Origin of the sequence: Sphingobium mellinum (assembly GCF_037860795.1) — a bacterium.
Classification (GTDB): Bacteria; Pseudomonadota; Alphaproteobacteria; order Sphingomonadales; family Sphingomonadaceae; genus Sphingobium; species Sphingobium mellinum.
The window spans coordinates 268,419-289,295 of the sequence record NZ_JBANRK010000002.1 but is presented as its reverse complement, the minus strand read 5'-3'; the positions used below and the strand labels follow the sequence as shown (position 1 = coordinate 289,295).

Sequence of the window (20,877 nt, the reverse complement as noted above, 5' to 3'; positions counted from 1 at the left end):
AAGCCCGCCATTCGCGTGCAAGCTCCTTTTGACCGGGTCGGCAAAAACAGGAAATGGCGTGCGCCCCCGCTGCCATGCTACTTCTCCGGACCAGAACTGATGAGGGGTCTTGTCCATGGAATGGATGTTCTTGCCATTGCGCCGCTACGCCCGCTTTTCGGGACGCGCGCGCCCGAAGGAATATTGGATGTTCATCCTCTTCCTGATGCTCTGCTTCATCGGCATCGCCATTCTCGAAGGACTGCTTGGCCTCAGCACCACCGAACATTGGGCGCGGCATGGGCCCTGGTGGGTCGACACGGGCTACCGCACCCGCGGCGGCCCGCTGACCGGCCTGTTCGGCCTCGCGATGCTCATTCCCTGGCTGGCGGTCGCGGTGCGCCGCCTGCATGACAGCGACCGCAGTGGCTTCTGGCTGCTGATCCTTTTCTTCCCGATCGTCGGCAGCCTGGTCCTGCTCGTCTTCTTCATCATGAGCGGCACGCGCGGCCCGAACCGCTTCGGCCCCGATCCGGTCGAGGTCGGCGAGCCTGAACTGCGGCGCGACTGACATGAACGCGACTGACATGAAAAGGGCCGGGCTCCAAAGGAGGCCGGCCCGATGAAGGGGTGATTAGGTGAAGCGCGGTTAAGCCTTGCAGCTAAGCGCGCTCTTGCCAGGCAGGGTGGCGGTGATCTGCTCGCCGCTGCCTTCGACCGAATAGCCCTCGGCGATGAAGGGCTTGCCCGGTTCGGCGGCGACCAGCTTCGTGGGCGAACCGTCCTTTTTGGTGCGAAGGTTCACCGTCTTATCGTCGCTCATGAAGTCGACGAAGATCAGGCTGTTGTCCTTGCACCGATATTGGTGGCTTTCCTTGACCGACGGCGGCAGTTCGACCGGAGCCGCATTTGCAAGCTTTTCCGCCATCGGATCGGCGGGACCGCCGACGACTTCGGGTTGGTCATTTTTGTTGCAGGCCGACAGCAGGGTTAGCGCGGCGACGGAAATCAGAGGGAGATAATATTTCATAGCGATCCTCCTATGGGCATTTGCCGACGGAAGCGTCAACGCAAAAGTCACAATTTCCCTCCAGCCTCTTGGGCGATGATATGACGCGGTCATGACAGAACCAGCGGAATCGCTGCCGCTCGCGCGGTGCGGGCTTGACCGGGCAGGCGGGCAGCGTCAATGCATGACCATGGCCGAGGACCACAAGAGCGAGCAGGGCGATCTGTCCCAATTGTCATTCGAAGATGCGCTGCGCGCGCTCGAATCGATTGTCCGCCGTCTGGAAAACGGCGACGTGCCGCTCGATGAGTCCATCTCGCTCTATGCGCAGGGCGAAGAATTGCGGAAGCGCTGTCTGGAAAGGCTCCAGGCGGCCGAAGCGCGCATCCAGAAGCTCACTCTTGATGCCGGCGGCGCAGTGACGGGTGCCCAGCCGTTCGGCGCGGATTGAGCGGGGCGGATATGCGGGATGACATGTCCAGCACGGCGCTGGTCGCCACGCGCGCGGCTGCCCTGGCGGCGGACATCGATCGGTTGTTTGACGTCTTGCTATCCCTGCCGGACGATCCGCGCCGTCGTCTCTACGAAGCGATGCGTCACGCCACGATCGGCGGCGGCAAGCGGCTGCGTCCCCTGCTGGTCCAGGCGGCAAGCGACCTTTTCAACATCTCCCGGGAGTCCGCCCTGCGTGTGGGCCTCGCGGTTGAGTGCATCCATGTCTATTCGCTTGTGCACGATGATCTGCCGGCGATGGACAATGATGACATGCGCCGCGGCAAGCCGACGATCCACAAGGCGTTTGACGAAGCGACGGCGGTCCTGACCGGCGACTGCCTCCATGACCTGGCCTTTGAGGTGCTGGCCGACGAGCAAACGCATTCCGACCCGTTCGTGCGCATCGAACTGGTGAAGGCGCTCGCCCTCGCCAGCGGGCCGGCCGGCATGGCAGGCGGGCAGATGATGGATCTGGTCGCGGAAAAGCAGAGCTTCGACCTCGTCACCGTGACCCGGCTACAGCAGCTCAAGACCGGGGCACTGATCGCCTTCTGCGTCGATGCCGCAGCCATCATGGCGCGCATCCCTGCCGAGGCCCGCAGGAGCTTGCATGGCTATGCACGTGATATCGGCCTTGCCTTCCAGATTGCCGACGACCTGCTGGATGTCGAAGGCGACGCCGCGCTCGCCGGCAAGGCGCTGGGCAAGGATGCGGCTGCGGGGAAGGAGACCTTCGTCTCGCTGCTGGGGCTGGACAGGGCGCGGGAGCAGGGCCGATTGCTTGTCGATCAGGCCAAGGCCCATCTGCACGGGTTCGGAGCGGAGGCTGATCTGTTGCGGGCGATCGCGGATTATATCGTGGAAAGGGACCGGTAAGGGATGAGCAGGCAACGGGTGGGGGTTTATCCCGGCACATTCGATCCGATCACGCTCGGTCATATGGACATCATCCGCCGTGGGGCCAAGCTGGTGGACAAGATGGTGATTGGCGTGACCACCAACATCGCCAAGTCGCCGATGTTTTCCGACGAGGAACGGCTGGAGATGGTGCGGCGCGAATGTGCCGGCGTTGATGCCGAAATCGTCGTCACCGGTTTCAACTCCCTGCTCATGGACTTTGCCGAATCGCAAGGCGCCAGCATCATCATCCGCGGGCTGCGCGCCGTGGCGGATTTCGAATATGAATATCAGATGGCCGGCATGAACCAGCAGATCAACGGACGCGTCGAAACCGTTTTCCTGATGGCCGACGTATCGCTCCAGCCGATCGCGTCCCGGCTGGTGAAGGAAATCGCGCTCTATGGCGGGCCGATCGACAAGTTTGTCAGCCCCCGTGTGCGGCAGGACGTGGTGGCCCGCGTCGCCGCGCTCGGCCAGGCTGGCACCCGGTAAAGCGTTGCGCTCAGCCTTCGTTCAGTTGCCAATCGCGAAGAGAGCGCTATCAGGGGCGACTTCGGCATCCAGTCGTCCGGTTTTGGGGCCTGTTTTTAGGGAAAGCTCATCCATGCGGTTCAGTTCGGCGATCAAGACCGTGGCGATCGGTTTCGCGCTCTATGCCTCGGGCGGCGTCGCCCTGGCGCAGGGCGGCGGCAGCAATGCCGACGAGATGAAGAGGGCCGAAGCCTCTGCGCGCGCCGAACAGAATGTAAAGACGCTGGGCAGCGATGTGACGGCCAAGCTGCCGCCTGCCACTGTGCCCGCGGACCCGCAGAATATCTGGGACCTCGACCTGTCGAGCGGCGGCCGCGTGCGCATCCAGCTGCGCCCCGACATCGCGCCCAATCATGTCGAGCGGATCAAGCAACTGACCCGTCAGGGCTTCTACAATGGCCTCAAATTCCACCGGGTCATCCCTGGCTTCATGGCGCAGGGCGGCGATCCGAAGGGGGACGGCACCGGCGGGTCGACGCTTCCTGATCTGACGGCTGAATTCAATCCCATGCCGCATCTTCGCGGCACGGTGTCGATGGCGCGCGCGCAGGATGACAACAGCGCGAACAGCCAGTTCTTTATCGTCCTGCTGCCGCGCATGCAGCTGGACAAGAAATATACCGTCTTCGGCCGCGTGATCGAAGGCATGCAATATGTTGATGCGATCGCGCCCGGCGAACCGCCCGCCAACCCCACAGTGATCCTGCAGGCATCGATCGATAGCGACGGCAAGCCGCCGGTCACCGCGCTGCCTACCCCGCCCGCGCCTTCGATCGTCGCGCCGGCGCCGGCAGCGCCCGCGGAAAAGGCTGCCCGCGCGAAAAGGAAATAGGAGCCCCGGCGAAAGGGGCTGCTGGTCATGCGCGTAGAATTATTCGACTTCGATCTGCCCCCCGAGCGCATCGCGCTACGGCCGGTGTCGCCGCGCGATGCCGCGCGATTGATGCTGGTCGCGGGCGATGCGCCGATCGAGGACCGGATCGTGCGCGACCTGCCCGACCTGCTGCGCGCGGGCGACGTACTGGTTTTCAACGATACGAAGGTCATTCCTGCTCAGCTGGAAGGCATGCGCGGCCAGGCCAGGGTAGGTGCCACGCTGCACAAGCGCCTGGGCCTGCGGCAATGGCAGGTTTTCCTTCGTAACGCCAAGCGCGTGCGCGATGGTGACCGCATAGATTTCGGCGCGGGCGTCACTGCCATTGCCGGACCGCGGGACGAAGATGGCGGCGTGACGCTGCTCTTCGAGGGCGACGATCCGGTCGAACTGTTGCTTGAACGGGCAGGGCAGATGCCCTTGCCGCCCTATATCGCGAGCAGGCGTCCCACCGATGCGCGGGATCGCAGCGATTATCAAACGATGTTCGCCCGGGAGGATGGCGCCGTTGCCGCCCCGACCGCCGCGCTGCACTTCACCCCCGAACTGATGGACCGGCTCGCCCAGGTCGGCATTCAGTCCGAAACGCTTACCTTGCATGTCGGCGCGGGCACCTTCCTCCCGGTCAAGGCGGAGGATACGGACGACCATCGCATGCATGCCGAATGGGGACGCATAGACCAGGCAACGGCCGCGCGCCTTAATGCGGTGCGGCGGAAAGGCGGCCGGCTGATCGCGGTGGGTACCACCAGCCTGCGTCTGCTGGAAAGCGCCTGCGACGATGACGGCATCATTAATCCCTTCGCCGCCGAAACCCGCATCTTCATCACGCCAGGCTACCGCTTCCGCGCCGTGGATGGGCTGATGACCAACTTCCACCTGCCCAAATCGACATTGTTCATGCTGGTAAGCGCCTTGATGGGCCGGGATCGCATGCAAGCGGCCTATGCCCACGCGATAAATCAGGGCTATCGCTTCTATTCCTACGGGGATAGCTCGCTTCTGCTGCCGTAAATTGTCGCTTGGCCCGATCGGCGCCGGCCCTCACGCTCGTCCGATGAACAGGAACCCTACCGCGGCCATGATACAGGCGAACGCGGCGAGATGGCGCCAGTGCAGAGGCTCGCCCAACACCGTCACCATGAAGCCGCCGAAGATGATGAGCGCGATTGCTTCCTGCGCGATCTTGAGCTGACCGGCGCTCCAGCCGCTGGCGAACCCGATGCGATTGGCGGGGACGGCGAAACAATATTCGACCAGCGCGATCATCCAGCTGATCAGGATCACCAGCACAAGCGGCTTATGCATGCCGCCTTTCAGATGCCAATACCAGGCGACGGTCATGAAGACATTGGACGTCACAAGCATCAGGATGGTCGGCATCAACAACCTCGAATGCGCTGAGCTGGCGTCCTGGCACTCGTTGGCAGGCGACGCAAGACCACGGGCGGCCTGAAATAAAGAGAGGGGCCCAGCCTCGCGGCTGGACCCCTGCTTGGCTTCGTCACGGAATCAGCGGTAGCGATTGCTGCCGCCAGAGGTCGTGCTGCTTTCGCCGTCCGTTCCGGACGCCGGGTTGCTGCGTTCGTCATTGCCGCTGAACAGCGCGTTCTGCTCGCGCTCCGTGCGCCAGGCGGCATGCGCTTCGTCGGCCGTCTTTTCCAGCGTGACCTTCTGCGCGTCCACCGACCTGATCCATGTTGAAGGCACCGAATGATGGACGCCGCCGCTATCCTGGTCCGTCTTGGTCAGGATGATGCGGTCTCCCCGCAGCTTGTCGACCGTACCGACATGCTGGCCGTCGCTGCCCACCACTTCCATATGCTCGCGGACCTGTTGGGCGGCCTGCCGCTGCTCACCGCGACGGTTCCGCCAGGTGCCGAACTCCTGGTTGAACCGCTCGCGGTTCTCGCGCTGATATTCGGCATAGTCCCGATCCAGTTCTTCGATCCGTTGCCGGCGCCATGCGTAATAATTGGCATCGTGATGATGGCCGTAATCATGATCGGGTCCGAACGATCGTACGCGGTAGCCATGGTCTTCGTTGCCAAAGCCGCTGCGTTCTCCGGTATAGGGCGCATAGCCGCGACCGGGAAGATATTGGCTGCTGCGGGAGGCCGAGGCAAAGCCCACGCGGCTGCTCTCATCGCGGGGGTCGCCATAGGGGCGGTTATAATATTCGTCATATTCGCGACGGCGTTCCGCTTCATGGTCGCCGAACCAGCTGCGGATCTCGTCGCCGGCCCGATCGAAAAAGCCGCGGTCGTCAGGGTCATAGTCCTGCGGATTGCGGCGATAGTCCGTGCCGGCGGATTGGCCGCGCATGCCATAGCGTCCGCCTTGGTCGTCACGCCAGTCGCGTTGCGCGCGATAGCGATCAGAGCCTCGATCCCCGTCGTTTCGGCTACGGTCATTCTCGCCGTAGCGACGTTCGCCTTGGTAGCCCATAGTCCTTCTCCTTGGATCAATTGTCCCGACGGCCGCTCCTTCGACCGTTGCGGGAAAAATGACCGGACGCTGGCATCGTTCCGGCCGTTACGCCTGGGTAACATCCCTGACTTGGACCGCTCTGTCGGTAATTTCACTGGCGCGGGCGGGGGCGGATTCAGCGCCTACGGCCGGCGCAAAAAGACCGTTGCCAAATCGGCCCATGCTCGCTTATAGGCAGCGCTCCTTACGGGGCCGTAGCTCAGCTGGGAGAGCGCGTCGTTCGCAATGACGAGGTCAGGGGTTCGATCCCCCTCGGCTCCACCAATCCCTTGAACGGGGGTTGATAACAAGGACTTTACCGCAGGCGCTCTGGGTGCCTATTGCGGTGGCCATGACGGGAATCGACAGTATAAGCCGGCTGGCGGCAACAGCCATCATCGTGCGCGACAGCGCCGGTGCACCCCCCGACATATTGATGGTGGAACGCGCCAGCAGCATGGCGTTCGCGGCCGGCGCTCTGGTATTTCCCGGCGGTACTGTTGATCAGGCTGACCTTGAACTGGCTCGTCGCATCAACTGGAGCGGCGATGTTGAGGAAGCCGGGGCGCGGTTGGCCGCGATCCGGGAAACGTTGGAAGAGAGCGGGCTGGGCATAGGATTTGTACGTTCCCCGACTCAGGCTGAGCTGACGGGCATGCGTGCGGCGCTCAATGATGGGGTGAGCCTTGCCTCCCTGCTGCAAGCATATGGGTTGGAACTTGCCCTGGAGCAGCTGGTCCCCTTCAGTCGCTGGCATCCAGCGGTTGAAAATATTCCCCGCGTGTTCGACACCCGCTTCTATGTCGTGCGCGCGCCGGGCGGGCAGGGCGCCAGCGCCGACCTCACGGAAAATGTCAGGCTGTTCTGGCGCAGTGCCCAGGACACATTGTCGTGCTGCGATGCGGGCAATGGACATGTCATCTTCCCAACCCGGCGGAACCTGGAGCGGCTCGCGCTCTTCGGAAGTTTCGAAGAGATCGCGGCGCATGCGGCGGCCGTGCCTGTGGAGAAGATAAGGCCTTGGTTTGAAGATCGGGAAGGCCAGCGCCATCTCTGCATTCCCGATCATCTGGGCTATCCCGTCACTTCGGAACCTTGGATCGAGTAACCGCCTGGATGAGGGATGCGTCGTCTTCCCTTCCCGCTGCGCCGCCTGATCGTGCTGGCCGGCGGTTGGAGCTGCCGTCGCTAGGCATGCCGGTGGACTCCCTGCCCCGACAGGCATAGATTCGCCATCGCTTCATGCACGGAGGTGGACATGCCGCAATTCGTCATCGAACGGGAAATGACCGGCGCGGGCCGGCTGCGATCCGATGAACTCAGGACCGCCTCGCAGGGCAGCTGCAACATCCTGAGGCAGCTTGGGCCAGAGATTCAATGGGTGCACAGCTATGTCACCGACGACAAGATCTACTGCATCTACCGGGCGCCCAGTGAAGAGATGATCCGGCAGCATGCCGAGTTGGCGGGGCTGCCGGCGAACAGTATCGCCCGGGTGCGCGCGACGATCGACCCGACGACCGCCGAGTAGATTACTGCCCGAAACCGGCCTCGCGCGCGATCGTGACGGCTTCGCGCGCGGCGGCGATCAGCGCGCCGCTTTTCGCCTCGCATTCCCGCTGCTCATATGCGGGCGTGGAATCAGCGACAATTCCGGCGCCTGCCTGGACATGCATCAGCCCGTCCTTGAGCACGGCGGTTCGCAGCACGATGCAACTGTCCATATTGCCGTCCGGGCTGAAATAGCCCACGCCGCCGGCATAGGCGCCGCGCGTTTCCGGCTCCAGCTCGGCGATGATCTCGCAGGCGCGGACCTTGGGCGCGCCTGACACCGTGCCGGCCGGAAAGCCCGCGAACAGAGCGTCCAGCGCATCCTTGCCCGGTGCCAGCCGGCCCACGACGTTCGACACGATATGCATGACATGGCTGTAGAATTCGACGGTGTAGCTGTCCGTCACTGCCACTGATCCGGCGCTCGCGACCCGGCCGACATCATTGCGGCCAAGGTCGAGCAGCATCAGATGTTCCGCCCGTTCCTTGGGATCCGCCAGCAGGCTTTCGCGGTTCGCCGCATCCTCGACCGCTGTCTTGCCGCGCGGGCGGGTGCCAGCGATCGGCCGTATCGTGACTTCGCCATCGCGGGCTCGAACCAGAATTTCCGGACTCGACCCGATCAACGCAAAGCCTGGCAGGTCAAGATAATAGAGGAAGGGGGAGGGGTTGATGCGCCGTAGCGCGCGATAGAGGGCGATCGGCGGCAGCGTGAACGGGCTGGTGAAGCGCTGCGCCAGCACCACCTGGAAGATGTCGCCAGCAACGATATAGTCCTTCGCCCGTTCGACCATCGCGGTGTAGCGGCCCGGCTCGAGCGCAGGCGCCACCGCGATATCAGCGATGTCCGGCGTGACGGGCAGCGCGGGAAGCGGGGCCATGAGGCGCGCGGCGGCCGCGTCGATACGGTCCAGTGCGTCGTCGATGGCGGCGTCGGCGTCGCTGAAGCTGCCTTTCCACACCGGCGCGACCAGATAGAGCGCGTCAGCCAGCCGATCGAAGACCAGGATGATGGTCGGCCGCACGAACAGCATGTCGGGCAGGTCCAGCGGGTTGGGGGCGGGGCGAGGCAATTTCTCGACCAGCCCGACCGTTTCATAACCGAAATAACCCACGAGGCAGGCGAGCGCTGGCGGCAGCGCAGGGTCCTGCTCCGCGCGACATTCGGCCACGAGAGCGCGCAAGGCATCCAGCGCGCCCAGGCTCTCGGGAACAAAGGCCGAGCGGTCCGTCATCCACTGTCGGTTGATCTCAGCGGCTTGTCCCTGAGCCTTGAAGACCAGATCGGGGGCAAGGCCGATCAGGCTGTAGCGGCCGCGCACCGCGCCGCCCTCGACCGACTCCAGCAGGAAGTCGCCACGGTCCGCCTCGAACAGCTTCAGCGCGGCGGAGATCGGCGTGTCGGTGTCGGCGATCTGCCGCCGCCATACAAGCGCGGACTTGCCCTCGACGAGCGCCGCGCGCGCGCCAGACACGCCGTCGATAGCCGGACTGCCTTCCTGCCGTGCCATATTACTGGGCGCCGCTGTTGGTGCTGGCGAGCGCGCGCTGCACCTCCGCGATGGCGGAAGGATAGCGCTTCACGCCCATTTGCTTTTCCACCGCGCGCTCGAACTGCTGGCCATATTCCTGGCCCACCACTTCGCCGAGCTGGCTGCGCACCTGATTCAGAAGGGCTGTCTGGCCGCCCGCGTCGCCGCGTTTGATGCCGTTGAGCTGGACGATGAAATAGCCCCGATCCTGCCCGATCGGCAGCGTCTTGACGCTGTTGGGGGCCATGGAAAAGAGGATCGCCACTTCCGCAGGCGGACGCTGACCATCGCGCATGATGTCGACGCGGCGACCGCCCACCACCTGCGGCGCGGGCAGGGGCACGCCAGCTGCGGCGACGGCATCGGCCAGCTTCATGCCCTTGGCCACCTTGGCGCGGATCTGTTCGGCGAGTGCCTTCGCCCGCTCATTGCCTTGCGCGAGCTTGTATTGCGTGACGACCAGCGGCTTTATCTTGGCCAGGGGCGGCGGCGCGGCGGGCAGGATCTCGGCCGGTGCGGCCAGGGCGTAGCGCCGGTCCGGCGTGATCGGGATCAACTGGGCGTCATCGTCCTGGCTCATCTGGAACACAGGGGCGAGCAGCGGCTTGATGTCGGCATTGGCTTCATAGGCCTGGTCTTCGACTTGCTTGCCGGACGCGACCAGGAAAGGCGTGGTCTCCAGCTTCAGGCCATTGTCCTTGACCACTTCCTCGAAACTGCCACCGTCGGCGACCTGGTCCTCGATCTTGCCGGTGAAATCGCTGAGCAGCCGTTTTTCCTTCTGCTGGCGCAGCGTGGCGGCGATCTCATCCCGGGCGGCGGACAGCGGCCGCGCCGGCGTCGTCTTGACGGCGGTCACGCGCAGCAGCACCCAGCCCAGCGAACCGCGCACCGGGCCAACCAGTTCGCCCTGCTTCGCCGCAAAGCCGGCGTTGGCGACCGGCGGCGATGCCGTCGCCGAAAACGCTTCCTTGCTCTGATCGGCAAGCGTCGACACGGCCAGGCCGGCGCCCTGGGCGGCGGCGGCCAGCGACTTGCCCGCCCTGACGTTCGCGGCGATCGCCTTGGCGGCCGCTTCGCTGGGCACGATCAGCTGTTCAAAGCTGCGATTTTCCTTCGCGGCGTAGCTGGCCTTGTTCTGATTGTACCAGGCGGCGATCTCTGCGTCGGTCGGCTGTGCTGCCTGGGTGAAGCGCTCGCCGTCGATCACCGCATAGCGGATGCGGCGCTGCTCGGGGATGGTGAAACGGGCCGCGTTGCTGCGATAATAGGCCGTCAGCTGCGCGTCGGTGGGGTCCTTGATGTCCTTGAACGCCATCGCCGGAACTGCGGCGATCGCGCCCTGGCGCGCTTCGAGCAGCAGGGACGCATAGGGCAGGATCAGGCTGTCGGACAGCTTCACGCCAAGCCCCAGCGGAGCGAGCATCTGCCGTTCCAATATTTCGCGGCTGATGTCATCGCGCAGCGCCTGTTCGGTGATGCGCTCGCGTACCAGCAGTTGCCGGAAATTATCCTGGCTGAAATTGCCGGCGGCATCCTGGAAGGCAGGAATCTGGGCGATTTGCGCGTCGACCAGTCGTTTGGAAATATGCACGTCCTGATCATGTGCATATTCCTTCAGCGTCATCGCCGCGACCAGTTGGTTATAAACCTCTCGCGCAGCGCTTTGCGCGAGGAAGTCGTTGATCTGCAACCCCGGCGTCGAGCGGCGCGCATTTTCAAACACGCGCTGCAACCTATCCTGAAATTCCGTCAAGGTCAGGCGCGAACCGCCCGCTTTCGCCACTGTCTCTCCACTTCCAACGAAGGAGCCGAACTTGCCCCTCGTCACATCGCCCATGATGAAGGCAGCCGCGATGACGCCCAGGAACAGCAGCGCGAAAAGCGCGCCGAACTTCGAATGGATGAAACGGCGGAAAGCTGAGAGCATGAAGCAAGTCCAGGACAGAGAGACTTTGGATGGCGGCCCGCTTTAAGGGCGGATTGTCGCGGCGGCAAGTGCGGCATGGCTGGACAAATGATGCGCTCTTGTCCATCCGCCTGCGGGGCTGGCGCGCGCGCCGGCGACATGCTGCAACGGTCGAAAGGGATCTGGATCAATGGGCAGGCGCAAGCTGGTGGTCGGCAACTGGAAGATGAACGGCATGCGTGCGCATCTGGACGAGGTGGAGGCGATCGGCCGGATCGCCGCCGCGCATCCGGCTGTCGAGGTCGGGCTGTGCGTCCCCGCGACACTGATCATGGCCGCCGCCGAGAGAAAGGGCGCGGCCTTCATTGGCGGTCAGGATTGCCACATGAACGTCAGCGGCGCGCACACCGGCTGCCTGTCGGCGCAGATGCTGGCCGAGGCCGGCGCGGAATGGATTATCGTCGGCCATAGCGAACGGCGCGAAGCCCAGGGCGAGAGCGACGCCGATGTCGCGGCCAAGGCGCTGGCGGCGAAGGAAGCCGGTCTGAAGGTGATCCTGTGCGTCGGCGAAAGCCTGGACGTGCGCGACGCCGGGGATGCCGAAGCCGTGGTGTCGGCGCAACTTCTCGCCTCGCTGCCGGCAGGCGCGGCGGCCGAATGGCTCGCCATCGCCTATGAGCCGATCTGGGCGATCGGCACTGGCCGCATCCCCACGATGGACGCCGTCGCGGCGATGCACGGGGCGCTGCGGGCCGCGCTCGCGGGACGCATCGGGCAGGCGTCGGCGGACGCCATGCGAATCCTCTATGGCGGGTCGATGAACGGCGACAATGCGGCCGAGCTGATGGCGATCGGCGACGTCGACGGCGGCCTTGTCGGCGGCGCGAGCCTGACCGCGGCGAAGTTCGGGCCTATCATTGCCGCGGCGGGATAAGCGCAAGCCATCCTGTGGCGGCGGATGATGGCGCCGGTTGCCCCCGGCGCCCTTCGCCGCTATGGGCTGGCGCAACGCACCCCAATCGGACAATCGCTCGCTCATGTTCACCTTCCTCCTCGTTGTGCAGGCCATCGTTTCAGCCCTGCTCGTCACGGTCATCCTGATGCAGAAGTCGGAGGGCGGCGGTCTGGGTGTGGGCGGCAGCCCGGCGGGGTTCATGTCCGCGCGCGGCGCGGCGGATTTCCTTACGCGTTCGACGACGGTGCTCGCGACGGTCTTCGTCTCGCTGTCGATCGTGCTGGCGGTGATCGCATCGGTCCAGCATCGCCCCAGTGATATCGACACGTCGCTGGTGAAGCAGGCGCCAGCGGCGCCCAGCGCCCCGGCGCCAGCGGGCAGCACGGATCCACTTGCCGGCGCGGCGGCTGCGGCCGGCAATGGCGCGGCGGCGAACGGAACGGTTCCGCTCGCCCACTGATCCTTTCTTTCCCCATTCCGATCTTTTTTTGCTCGCGCGTGGATTCGCGCGCTTGCCCAACTCGTTCCTAAAAGGCTAAGCCTCTCCTCCCATGGCGCGGTATATTTTCATCACCGGCGGCGTGGTCTCCTCGCTTGGCAAGGGCCTGATGGCCGCTTCGCTTGCAGCTCTCCTGCAGGCGCGAGGGTTCCGTGTGCGCATTCGGAAATTCGACCCCTATCTCAACGTCGATCCGGGCACGATGAGCCCGTATCAGCATGGCGAAGTCTATGTGACCGATGACGGGGCGGAAACGGACCTCGACCTTGGCCATTATGAGCGCTTCACAGGCGTCTCCGCGCGCCAGTCGGACAACGTGACGCAGGGCCGCGTGTACCAGACAATCATCCAGCGCGAACGGCGGGGCGATTATCTTGGCGCGACGGTGCAGGTGATCCCGCACGTCACCGACGAGATCAAGGCCTTCGCCACCGCTGATACCGACGATCTGGACTTCGTGCTGTGCGAGATCGGCGGCACGGTCGGCGACATCGAATCGCTGCCCTTCATGGAGGCGATCCGCCAGCTGCATAATGATCTGGATCGCGGCCAGTCGATCTTCGTTCATGTGACGCTGGTGCCGTATATCGCGGCGGCGGGCGAGTTGAAGACCAAGCCGACCCAACACAGCGTGCGCGAACTGACCTCGCTCGGCATCCAGCCCGATATCCTGCTGTGCCGCTGCGAAAAGCCGTTGCCCGAAAGCGAACGCCGCAAGATCGCACTCTTCTGTAACGTCCGTCCCGAAGCGGTCATCCCCGCGCTCGATGCCAGCAGCATCTATGCCGTGCCGGCCCAATATCACGCCGAGGGACTCGACGAGGAAGTGCTGCGTGCCTTCGGCATGACAGGATCGCCTCAACCCTCGCTCGACCGCTGGCTGGACATCATGGACCGCCAGCAGAATCCCGAAGGCGAAGTGACGATCGCCGTCGTCGGCAAATATGTCGGCCTGCCCGACGCCTACAAGTCGCTCTACGAAGCGCTGACCCATGGCGGCTTTGCCAACCGTGTGAAGGTCAACATCCGGTGGATCGACGCGGAACTGTTCGAGGGGGGGGACGACGTCGCCGCCAGCCTGGAACCGATGCACGGCATCCTGGTCCCCGGCGGTTTTGGCGTGCGCGGATCGGAAGGCAAGATCGCCAGCGTCCGTTTCGCGCGCGAACGCAACGTACCCTTCTTCGGCATCTGCCTCGGCATGCAGATGGCCTGCATCGAAGGCGCCCGGAACACAGCGGGCATCGCCGACGCCTCAACCACCGAATTTGGCGAGACGAGCGAGCCGGTCGTCGGCCTCATCACCGAATGGATGAGCAAGGAAGGCCTGCAGAAGCGCACCGCCGAAACGGACCTTGGCGGCACGATGCGGCTGGGCGCCTATCCCGCCAGGCTCGCCGGCAACAGCGTCGTCGCCGGCATATACGGCGCAAGCGAGATCAGTGAGCGCCACCGCCACCGCTACGAAGTCAATGCCGGCTATCGCGAGCCGCTGGAAAAAGGCGGCCTCATCTTCTCGGGCATGTCGCCTGACGGCACGCTGCCCGAGATTGTCGAGCGGCCGGACCATCCCTGGTTCGTGGGCGTGCAGTTCCACCCGGAATTGAAGTCCAAGCCCTTCGACCCGCATCCGCTCTTCGCCAGCTTCATCGAGGCGGCGGTGAAGCAGAGCCGGCTGGTATAGGGAAACGGGGCCGATCGGCCCCGTTTTCATTTTCACTGGACGGTCGGAACCACCATGGGCTTGCCCGGTTCGAAGCGGACCTGTTCCTGCGGTGCGGGGCCGTCGGATATGGAAGGCGGCGACGGCATCATGGAAGGTGTGAGGGGAGCTGCGCCCTGGGGGCGTTGGGCCGGATCGCAACCTGCGGCCCGCAGCTTGGTATCGGCAGCGCCCACATGATGTCGCGCGACGTTGCGTCGATTGCCGCGCCCAGTGTGCTGCGGTCATCCGCACCGGGAGACCCACCGTTCAAAAAATTCCTGCATCATCCACCAGAATAAAATAGCGCGGCGACGACCATGTCGGCCGGAAGCAGGAATCGCAGCATGAATTTCCCCCTTTCCCGCCTGGGTAAGCAGCAGGCGCTCAAGTATTTTGAAGACTCCGGCGGTTGCGGCCTCTGCGGCAATCAATTTGCATGAGCTTGAGCAGGCGCCTCGCGATCCCTGCCCGCAATCCTCCAGAAAGTGAGAGCGCGCCGAACAAAATGGGGAGGAGGGTCTTCCAAATTCAACGCACGAATAATGTTGCAGCTTCGCGCCATCGCGCATATATCGCGCTTGCTTCCTTACATCGTGAAACATGTCGGGGTCGCGGGCGACACGCTTGCGACGGGGGAAAGCGCACATATTCTGCTGGAGACTGCATGGCGGACATCGCCGAACTGACCGCGCTGATCGAACCGGAGGTGAAGGCCTTGGGCTTCGAACTCGTGCGCATCAAGCTGTTCGGGTCGGGTGACGAATATACGCTCCAGATCATGGCGGAAAATCCCCGGACCAAACAGCTGGTGATTGAGGATTGCGCCGCGATATCCCGCCGGCTGTCCGATGTGCTCGATGAAGCCGATCCGATTGAGGACGCCTATCGGCTGGAGGTCAGTTCGCCGGGCATCGACCGGCCGCTCACGCGCCTGCACGACTTCATGGAATGGGCCGGGCATGAGGCGAAGATCGCCACGACCGAGGCCGTTGCCGGCCGCAAGAGCTTTCGCGGTCTGCTGAACGGGATCGAAGGCGACGATATCCGCTTCAAGGATAACAAGGCCGGGGATGTCGTCATCCCCTTCGCGGCGGTGGGCGATGCCAAGCTCATGCTGACCGACGCGCTCATTTCTGCTACCATGCCGCTCTCTTCCGAGGGTGCGGACGAGTTTGACACCGAAGAATAAGGGTTCGACTGCCATGGCCAACGCCATTTCCGCCAACAAGGCCGAACTGCTCGCCATCGCGAACAGCGTCGCCAGCGAAAAGATGATCGACAAGGCGATCGTCATCGAAGCGATGGAAGATGCGATCCAGCGCGCCGCCCGTGCGCGCTACGGCGCTGAAAACGACATCCGCGCAAAGCTCGACCCCGACAGCGGCGACCTGCGCCTGTGGCGCGTCGTCGAAGTGGTCGAGGCGGTCGACGATTATTTCAAGCAGGTCGACCTCAAGCAGGCGCAGAAGCTGAAGAAGGACGCCGTCGTCGGCGACTTCATCGTCGATCCGCTGCCGCCGATCGACCTCGGCCGCATCGACGCGCAGTCGGCCAAGCAGGTGATCTTCCAGAAGGTCCGCGACGCCGAGCGCGAGCGGCAATATGAAGAATTCAAGGACCGCGTGGGCGAAATCATCACCGGCGTCGTCAAGTCGGTCGAATTCGGCCATGTCGTCGTGAACCTCGGCCGCGCCGAAGGCGTCATCCGCCGCGACCAGCAGATCCCGCGCGAAGTTGTCCGCGTAGGCGACCGCATCCGTTCAGTGATCCTGAACGTGCGCCGCGAAAACCGCGGGCCGCAGATTTTCCTCAGCCGCGCGCATCCCGAATTCATGAAGAAGCTGTTCGCGCAGGAAGTGCCGGAAATCTATGACGGCGTGATCGAGATCAAGGCCGCCGCCCGCGATCCGGGCAGCCGCGCCAAGATCGGCGTCATCAGCCGCGATTCGAGCATCGATCCGGTCGGCGCCTGCGTCGGCATGAAGGGCAGCCGCGTGCAGGCCGTCGTGCAGGAAATGCAGGGCGAAAAGATCGACATCATCCCCTGGTCGGAAGACACGGCGACTTTCGTCGTCAATGCGCTGCAGCCCGCCCAGGTCGCCCGCGTCGTCATCGATGAGGAGGAAGAGCGCATCGAAGTCGTCGTGCCCGACGATCAGCTCAGCCTCGCCATCGGCCGCCGCGGCCAGAATGTCCGCCTCGCCAGCCAGCTGACCGGCAAGGCGATCGACATCATGACCGAAGCTGATGCCTCGGAGAAGCGCCAGAAGGAATTCGTCGCCCGTTCCGAACTGTTCCAGAACGAGCTGGACGTCGACGAGACGCTGTCGCAGCTGCTGGTCGCCGAAGGCTTTGGCGAGCTCGAGGAAGTCGCGTATGTCGGCGTCGAGGAACTGGCCTCGATCGAAGGGTTCGACGAGGATCTGGCCGCTGAATTGCAGAGCCGCGCGCAGGAAGCGCTGGAGCGCCGCGAAGCCGCTGCCCGTGACGAACGTCGCGCGCTGGGCGTCGAGGATGCGCTGGCCGACATGCCGCACCTGACCGAAGCGATGCTGGTGACGCTGGGCAAGGCGGGCATCAAGACGCTGGACGACCTGGCCGACCTCGCCACCGACGAACTGGTGGCGAAAAAGCGCGTCGACCAGCGCCGTCGCCGCAGCGAGACCTCCGAAGACAAGGGCGGCGTGCTGGCCGAATATGGCCTCAGCGAAGAACAGGGCAATGAGATCATCATGGCCGCGCGCGCCCACTGGTTCGAAGGTGAGGAAGCCTGATCCCTCATGCCCTTTGTTGACATCCGTCTGGCGGGAAGCGCCACCCATGAGCAGAAGGCGGCAATCGTCGCCGACGTGACCCGCTCGCTCGTCGAGCGTTTGGGCAAGTCGCCTGCTGCCGTACAGGTGGTCATTTCCGAAATCTCGACGGAAAATTACGGTGCAGGGGGCCAGTTGATCGCCGATCGTGACGCGCCCAGATCTGGGCCAGCAGGGGAGGACGCCCATGCTGCGGTCACTTCCCGATGAGAGGCTAAGGCTTAACCGTCACGCTGCCCCGTCACACCCCCTTTCTTTAGAGGGAGGGGCAGGGGGAGGATGCGATTGTGCGACCATCGCCAGCAACGTCTCCTTATTGAAGGAGGCGCGGGCATGACGGAACGCAAATGCATTCTCTCGGGCGACCGCGCCGATCCGGAAACGCTGATCCGTCTCGCCGTCGGCCCGGACGGCCAGGTGCTTCCCGACATCCGCGCCAAGGCGCCCGGGCGCGGCGCGTGGATTGGCGTGCCTCGCGCCGATCTTGAAACCGCGCTTGCCAAGGGCAAGCTCAAGGGGGCACTCGCCCGCGCGTTCAAGACCGGCGAACTGCAGATTCCCGATGCGCTTCCCGCTATGATCGAGGACGGCCTGCGCAAGGCGTTGCTCGACCGGCTGGGGCTGGAAGCGCGCGCATCGATGGTCCTCACCGGCTCCGAAAAGATCGACGTCGCCTGCCGCAAGGGGCAGGTGCAACTGCTGCTTCACGCCAGTGATGCGGCGGCGGACGGCAATCGCAAACTGGACCAGGCGCTGCGCGTGGGGCAGGAAGCGGAAGGCAGCGATTTGGCGGGCATCGTCTTGCCTGTGGACCGACAGGCCCTATCTATGGCAATGGGGCGGGACAATGTCGTCCATATCGCAGTGACCGACTCGCGAGCGGCGTCGCGTCTGCGTGCGGCCATAGGCCGCTTGGAAAGCTATCTGGGTTGCGCTACCGAGGCGCCCGCGCATGGGGAGCAGGACTCCGCCGATGTGCAGGGCGTCTAGGCTGCATGGAATGAAAGGCGCCGACGGGCCTTGCCGGTCGGAACGAAGCGAAGGGTACAGTTCAGTCGTATGAGTGACAGCAAGGAAGACAAGCCGGTTCTGGGCCGTAAGCCGCTGGGCATCAAGCGGACCGTCGAATCCGGTCAGGTGCAGCAGCAGTTCAGCCATGGCCGCAAGAATACGGTCGTGGTTGAAGTGAAGCGGCGCCGCGTCCTGGGCAAGCCTGGCGAAGCCGCCGGCGGTGCGCCCGCCTCCGCGCCACAGGCTGATCCCACGCCAGCACCGGCGGCGGCCGCGCCTGCGCCGCAGCCGCAGGCTCGCACGCCACAACCGGCCGCGCCTGCTCGTCCGGCGCCGCCGCAGAGCCTGATGTCGCGCCAGGAATTGCAGGCCAAGCTGCTGCGCGAGGCTGAGGAAGCCCGGATGACCGCGCTCGAAGAAGCGCGCCGTCGCGAAGATGCGCAGCGTCTGGCGGCGACCGAGGAAGAAAAGCGCCGCGCCGAGGAAAATCGCCTCGCCGCCGAAGAAGCCGAGGTGCTCCAGACCGAGCAGGAACCCGAGGCGGCACAACCCGAGGCCTCTGTTCAAGAGCCTGCTGCCGAGCCGGCTGCGCCCACCGCAGAGGCGTCGCAGGACGTCGCCGCTTCGCCGGCTGCCGCTGCCCCTGCGTCGGCCGCTCCGCCGCCGCGCCGCTTCACCCCGGTTGCGCCGGTCAAGCGTCCCGAACCGGCCAAGCCGGATCGCGCCAAGCGGTCCGACGATAATCGCCGTCAGTCGGGCAAGCTCACCGTCACGCGCGCCCTGTCGGACGACGACAGCGCCCGCGCCCGCTCGCTTGCCGCGCTCAAGCGTGCTCGCGAAAAGGAACGCCGCGCCCATTATTCGGGCGGCGCGCAGCCGCGCGAGAAGCAGGTGCGCGATGTCGTGGTGCCTGAAAGCATCACCGTGCAGGAACTCGCCAACCGCATGGCGGAAAAGGGCGCGGACCTGGTCAAGGCCCTGTTCAAGATGGGCACCGCCGTCACCCTCAACCAGCCGATCGATCAGGATACGGCGGAACTGCTGGTGGAAGAATTCGGCCACCGCATCCAGCGCGTGTCCGATGCCGACGTGGAAATCGGCATCGAAGGTGATGTCGATTCGCCCGACACGCTCCAGACCCGTCCGCCCGTGGTCACGATCATGGGTCATGTCGACCATGGCAAGACCTCGCTGCTCGACGCCTTGCGCGGCACTGATGTCGTGGCCGGCGAAAGCGGCGGCATCACCCAGCATATCGGCGCCTATCAGGTTAAGACCAAGGGCGGCGACGTCATCACCTTCCTCGATACGCCGGGCCATGAGGCTTTCTCGGAAATGCGCGCCCGTGGCGCGAACGTCACCGACATCGTCATCCTGGTGGTGGCGGCCGACGACGGCCTGATGCCGCAGACGATCGAGGCGATCAACCACACCAAGGCCGCCGGCGTCCCGATGATCGTCGCGATCAACAAGGTCGACAAGCCCGACGCCAATCCCCAGAAGGTGCGCGAGCGCCTGCTGGAGCATGAGGTGATCGTCGAGGATATGGGCGGCGAAACGCAGGACGTGGAAGTGTCCGCGCTCAAGAAGACCGGCCTCGACACGCTGATCGACAAGATCCTGCTCCAGGCTGAGCTGATGGAGTTGAAGGCCAATCCCGATCGCGCCGCCGAAGGCAATGTCGTCGAGGCGCAGCTGGACAAGGGCCGCGGCGCCGTCGCGACCGTCCTGGTCCGCAAGGGCACGCTCAAGGTGGGCGACACGTTCGTCATCGGCGCCGAAAGCGGCAAGGTCCGCGCGCTCATCAACGACAAGGGCCAGAATGTGAAGGTCGCGGGACCTTCCACCCCGGTCGAGGTGCTGGGTCTGTCGGGCGTTCCCCTCGCCGGCGATCAGCTTACCGTCGTCGAGAATGAGGCCCGCGCCCGCGAAGTCGCCGCCTATCGTCAGGAACAGGCGACCAAGAAGCGCACCACGGCGGCCCCGACCAGCTTCGAACATATGTTCTCGGCGCTCAATACCAAGGTCATCGAATATCCGGTGGTGGTGAAGGGCGACGTGCAAGGCTCGGTCGAAGCCATCGTATCGTCCCTGAACCGCATCTCGACCGACGAGATCAAGGTGCGCATCCTGCATTCGGGGGTCGGCGCGATCACTGAAAGCGACGTCACGCTGGCCGCTGCCAGCCGTGCGCCGCTGATCGGTTTCAACGTGCGTCCCAATGCCAAGGCGCGTCAGTTGGCGGAGCGCGAGAAGATCTCGCTGCGCTATTATGACGTGATCTACGACCTGCTTGAAGAGGTGCGCGGCGAAATGGCCGGCCAGCTCGCTCCCGAGCGGATCGAAACGATCGTCGGCCGCGCCGAGGTGCTTCAGGTGTTCCCGGCCGGCAAGAAGGACAAGGCGGCGGGTCTGCTCGTCATGGACGGCATCATCCGCAAGGGGTTGTCGGCGCGCCTTACTCGCGACGATGTCATCGTGTCGCGCACGCACATCGCGTCGCTTCGCCGCTTCAAGGACGACGTTTCCGAAGTCCGCGCAGGCATGGAGTGCGGCGCGGTGCTGCAGGACACGAACGACATCAAGGTCGGCGATACGCTTGAACTGTTCGAAGTCGAGGAGCGCGCCCGGACGCTTTGACCAGG

The 20,877-nt window shown here is 64.5% G+C and carries 21 protein-coding genes and 1 tRNA gene; 17 read left to right on the top strand and 5 right to left on the bottom strand.

Annotation, left to right across the window (positions count from 1 at the left end):
• The first annotated feature begins 115 nt into the window (after positions 1 to 115).
• A complete protein-coding gene (locus AAC640_RS05770; RefSeq protein ID WP_340265145.1) occupies positions 116 to 550 on the top strand; it encodes a DUF805 domain-containing protein in 435 nt (144 codons plus the stop codon).
• 78 nt (positions 551 to 628) lie between these two features.
• On the opposite strand, the gene AAC640_RS05765 is transcribed toward AAC640_RS05770, so the two are convergent.
• Positions 629 to 1,009, bottom strand: a complete 381-nt coding sequence (locus tag AAC640_RS05765) for a hypothetical protein (RefSeq protein ID WP_340265144.1) — start codon at positions 1,007 to 1,009, stop codon at positions 629 to 631.
• Between the two features lie 169 nt (positions 1,010 to 1,178).
• On the opposite strand from AAC640_RS05765, the gene AAC640_RS05760 reads away from it, so the two are divergent.
• The 5 genes from AAC640_RS05760 (at position 1,179) to queA (ending at position 4,802) form a co-directional block, all read left to right on the top strand.
• A complete protein-coding gene (locus tag AAC640_RS05760) occupies positions 1,179 to 1,439 on the top strand; it encodes an exodeoxyribonuclease VII small subunit (RefSeq protein ID WP_340265358.1) in 261 nt (86 codons plus the stop codon).
• A 23-nt stretch (positions 1,440 to 1,462) separates the two neighbouring features.
• Positions 1,463 to 2,359, top strand: a complete 897-nt coding sequence (locus AAC640_RS05755; protein ID WP_340265143.1) for a polyprenyl synthetase family protein — start codon at positions 1,463 to 1,465, stop codon at positions 2,357 to 2,359.
• 3 nt (positions 2,360 to 2,362) lie between these two features.
• The gene (gene coaD, locus AAC640_RS05750; RefSeq protein WP_340265142.1) at positions 2,363 to 2,875 is read left to right on the top strand and encodes a pantetheine-phosphate adenylyltransferase; all 513 of its coding nucleotides are present in this window, start codon (positions 2,363 to 2,365) and stop codon (positions 2,873 to 2,875) included.
• Positions 2,876 to 2,987: 112 nt separating this feature from the next.
• Positions 2,988 to 3,746, top strand: a complete 759-nt coding sequence (locus AAC640_RS05745) for a peptidylprolyl isomerase (RefSeq protein WP_340265141.1) — start codon at positions 2,988 to 2,990, stop codon at positions 3,744 to 3,746.
• A gap of 27 nt (positions 3,747 to 3,773) precedes the next feature.
• A complete protein-coding gene (gene queA, locus AAC640_RS05740) occupies positions 3,774 to 4,802 on the top strand; it encodes a tRNA preQ1(34) S-adenosylmethionine ribosyltransferase-isomerase QueA (RefSeq protein WP_340265140.1) in 1,029 nt (342 codons plus the stop codon).
• A gap of 30 nt (positions 4,803 to 4,832) precedes the next feature.
• On the opposite strand, the gene AAC640_RS05735 is transcribed toward queA, so the two are convergent.
• Entirely contained in the window at positions 4,833 to 5,171 is a 339-nt protein-coding gene (locus AAC640_RS05735) for a DMT family protein (RefSeq protein WP_340265139.1), read from the bottom strand.
• 129 nt (positions 5,172 to 5,300) lie between these two features.
• Positions 5,301 to 6,236 carry a DUF2171 domain-containing protein gene (locus AAC640_RS05730; RefSeq protein WP_340265138.1) on the bottom strand — a complete coding sequence of 312 codons (936 nt, stop codon included), beginning with the start codon at positions 6,234 to 6,236 and terminating at the stop codon, positions 5,301 to 5,303.
• A gap of 230 nt (positions 6,237 to 6,466) precedes the next feature.
• Here AAC640_RS05730 and AAC640_RS05725 point away from each other — a divergent pair.
• The 3 genes from AAC640_RS05725 (at position 6,467) to AAC640_RS05715 (ending at position 7,788) form a co-directional block, all read left to right on the top strand.
• Positions 6,467 to 6,542, top strand: a tRNA-Ala gene (locus AAC640_RS05725).
• Positions 6,543 to 6,609: 67 nt separating this feature from the next.
• On the top strand, positions 6,610 to 7,365 hold the full coding sequence (locus tag AAC640_RS05720; RefSeq protein WP_340265357.1) for an NUDIX hydrolase: 756 nt from the start codon (positions 6,610 to 6,612) through the stop codon (positions 7,363 to 7,365).
• Between the two features lie 150 nt (positions 7,366 to 7,515).
• The gene (locus tag AAC640_RS05715) at positions 7,516 to 7,788 is read left to right on the top strand and encodes a DUF4242 domain-containing protein (protein ID WP_340265137.1); all 273 of its coding nucleotides are present in this window, start codon (positions 7,516 to 7,518) and stop codon (positions 7,786 to 7,788) included.
• A 1-nt stretch (position 7,789) separates the two neighbouring features.
• Here the strand turns inward: AAC640_RS05715 and trpE are convergent, their stop codons facing one another.
• Both trpE and AAC640_RS05705 read right to left on the bottom strand, forming a co-directional pair.
• On the bottom strand, positions 7,790 to 9,319 hold the full coding sequence (gene trpE, locus AAC640_RS05710; RefSeq protein ID WP_340265136.1) for an anthranilate synthase component I: 1,530 nt from the start codon (positions 9,317 to 9,319) through the stop codon (positions 7,790 to 7,792).
• 1 nt (position 9,320) lies between these two features.
• Positions 9,321 to 11,270 (bottom strand): peptidylprolyl isomerase, encoded by a 1,950-nt coding sequence (locus tag AAC640_RS05705; RefSeq protein ID WP_340265135.1) that lies wholly within the window; start codon positions 11,268 to 11,270, stop codon positions 9,321 to 9,323.
• Between the two features lie 169 nt (positions 11,271 to 11,439).
• Between AAC640_RS05705 and tpiA the strand changes: the two genes are divergently transcribed.
• The 8 genes from tpiA (at position 11,440) to infB (ending at position 20,872) form a co-directional block, all read left to right on the top strand.
• Positions 11,440 to 12,183, top strand: a complete 744-nt coding sequence (gene tpiA / locus AAC640_RS05700) for a triose-phosphate isomerase (RefSeq protein ID WP_340265134.1) — start codon at positions 11,440 to 11,442, stop codon at positions 12,181 to 12,183.
• 103 nt (positions 12,184 to 12,286) lie between these two features.
• A complete protein-coding gene (gene secG / locus AAC640_RS05695) occupies positions 12,287 to 12,664 on the top strand; it encodes a preprotein translocase subunit SecG (protein WP_340265356.1) in 378 nt (125 codons plus the stop codon).
• 91 nt (positions 12,665 to 12,755) lie between these two features.
• Complete coding sequence (locus AAC640_RS05690) at positions 12,756 to 14,387, top strand: CTP synthase (protein ID WP_340265133.1); 1,632 nt, start codon at positions 12,756 to 12,758, stop codon at positions 14,385 to 14,387.
• 685 nt (positions 14,388 to 15,072) lie between these two features.
• On the top strand, positions 15,073 to 15,597 hold the full coding sequence (rimP, locus tag AAC640_RS05685; protein WP_340265132.1) for a ribosome maturation protein RimP: 525 nt from the start codon (positions 15,073 to 15,075) through the stop codon (positions 15,595 to 15,597).
• A 13-nt stretch (positions 15,598 to 15,610) separates the two neighbouring features.
• The gene (gene nusA, locus AAC640_RS05680; RefSeq protein ID WP_340265131.1) at positions 15,611 to 17,182 is read left to right on the top strand and encodes a transcription termination factor NusA; all 1,572 of its coding nucleotides are present in this window, start codon (positions 15,611 to 15,613) and stop codon (positions 17,180 to 17,182) included.
• 6 nt (positions 17,183 to 17,188) lie between these two features.
• Entirely contained in the window at positions 17,189 to 17,431 is a 243-nt protein-coding gene (locus AAC640_RS05675) for a tautomerase family protein (RefSeq protein ID WP_340265130.1), read from the top strand.
• A gap of 123 nt (positions 17,432 to 17,554) precedes the next feature.
• The gene (locus tag AAC640_RS05670) at positions 17,555 to 18,211 is read left to right on the top strand and encodes a DUF448 domain-containing protein (RefSeq protein ID WP_340265129.1); all 657 of its coding nucleotides are present in this window, start codon (positions 17,555 to 17,557) and stop codon (positions 18,209 to 18,211) included.
• 69 nt (positions 18,212 to 18,280) lie between these two features.
• On the top strand, positions 18,281 to 20,872 hold the full coding sequence (gene infB, locus AAC640_RS05665; protein WP_340265128.1) for a translation initiation factor IF-2: 2,592 nt from the start codon (positions 18,281 to 18,283) through the stop codon (positions 20,870 to 20,872).
• The last annotated feature ends 5 nt before the right edge of the window (positions 20,873 to 20,877 follow it).

Bases quoted from the DNA above. Each gene is read 5' to 3' on its own strand.
- AAC640_RS05770 (WP_340265145.1), top strand. From the start codon at position 116: ATGGAATGGATGTTCTTGCCATTGCGCCGCTACGCCCGCTTTTCGGGA.
- AAC640_RS05765 (WP_340265144.1), bottom strand. From the start codon at position 1,009: ATGAAATATTATCTCCCTCTGATTTCCGTCGCCGCGCTAACCCTGCTG.
- AAC640_RS05760 (WP_340265358.1), top strand. From the start codon at position 1,179: ATGGCCGAGGACCACAAGAGCGAGCAGGGCGATCTGTCCCAATTGTCA.
- AAC640_RS05755 (WP_340265143.1), top strand. From the start codon at position 1,463: ATGTCCAGCACGGCGCTGGTCGCCACGCGCGCGGCTGCCCTGGCGGCG.
- coaD (WP_340265142.1), top strand. From the start codon at position 2,363: ATGAGCAGGCAACGGGTGGGGGTTTATCCCGGCACATTCGATCCGATC.
- AAC640_RS05745 (WP_340265141.1), top strand. From the start codon at position 2,988: ATGCGGTTCAGTTCGGCGATCAAGACCGTGGCGATCGGTTTCGCGCTC.
- queA (WP_340265140.1), top strand. From the start codon at position 3,774: ATGCGCGTAGAATTATTCGACTTCGATCTGCCCCCCGAGCGCATCGCG.
- AAC640_RS05735 (WP_340265139.1), bottom strand. From the start codon at position 5,171: ATGCCGACCATCCTGATGCTTGTGACGTCCAATGTCTTCATGACCGTC.
- AAC640_RS05730 (WP_340265138.1), bottom strand. From the start codon at position 6,236: ATGGGCTACCAAGGCGAACGTCGCTACGGCGAGAATGACCGTAGCCGA.
- AAC640_RS05720 (WP_340265357.1), top strand. From the start codon at position 6,610: ATGACGGGAATCGACAGTATAAGCCGGCTGGCGGCAACAGCCATCATC.
- AAC640_RS05715 (WP_340265137.1), top strand. From the start codon at position 7,516: ATGCCGCAATTCGTCATCGAACGGGAAATGACCGGCGCGGGCCGGCTG.
- trpE (WP_340265136.1), bottom strand. From the start codon at position 9,319: ATGGCACGGCAGGAAGGCAGTCCGGCTATCGACGGCGTGTCTGGCGCG.
- AAC640_RS05705 (WP_340265135.1), bottom strand. From the start codon at position 11,270: ATGCTCTCAGCTTTCCGCCGTTTCATCCATTCGAAGTTCGGCGCGCTT.
- tpiA (WP_340265134.1), top strand. From the start codon at position 11,440: ATGGGCAGGCGCAAGCTGGTGGTCGGCAACTGGAAGATGAACGGCATG.
- secG (WP_340265356.1), top strand. From the start codon at position 12,287: ATGTTCACCTTCCTCCTCGTTGTGCAGGCCATCGTTTCAGCCCTGCTC.
- AAC640_RS05690 (WP_340265133.1), top strand. From the start codon at position 12,756: ATGGCGCGGTATATTTTCATCACCGGCGGCGTGGTCTCCTCGCTTGGC.
- rimP (WP_340265132.1), top strand. From the start codon at position 15,073: ATGGCGGACATCGCCGAACTGACCGCGCTGATCGAACCGGAGGTGAAG.
- nusA (WP_340265131.1), top strand. From the start codon at position 15,611: ATGGCCAACGCCATTTCCGCCAACAAGGCCGAACTGCTCGCCATCGCG.
- AAC640_RS05675 (WP_340265130.1), top strand. From the start codon at position 17,189: ATGCCCTTTGTTGACATCCGTCTGGCGGGAAGCGCCACCCATGAGCAG.
- AAC640_RS05670 (WP_340265129.1), top strand. From the start codon at position 17,555: ATGACGGAACGCAAATGCATTCTCTCGGGCGACCGCGCCGATCCGGAA.
- infB (WP_340265128.1), top strand. From the start codon at position 18,281: ATGAGTGACAGCAAGGAAGACAAGCCGGTTCTGGGCCGTAAGCCGCTG.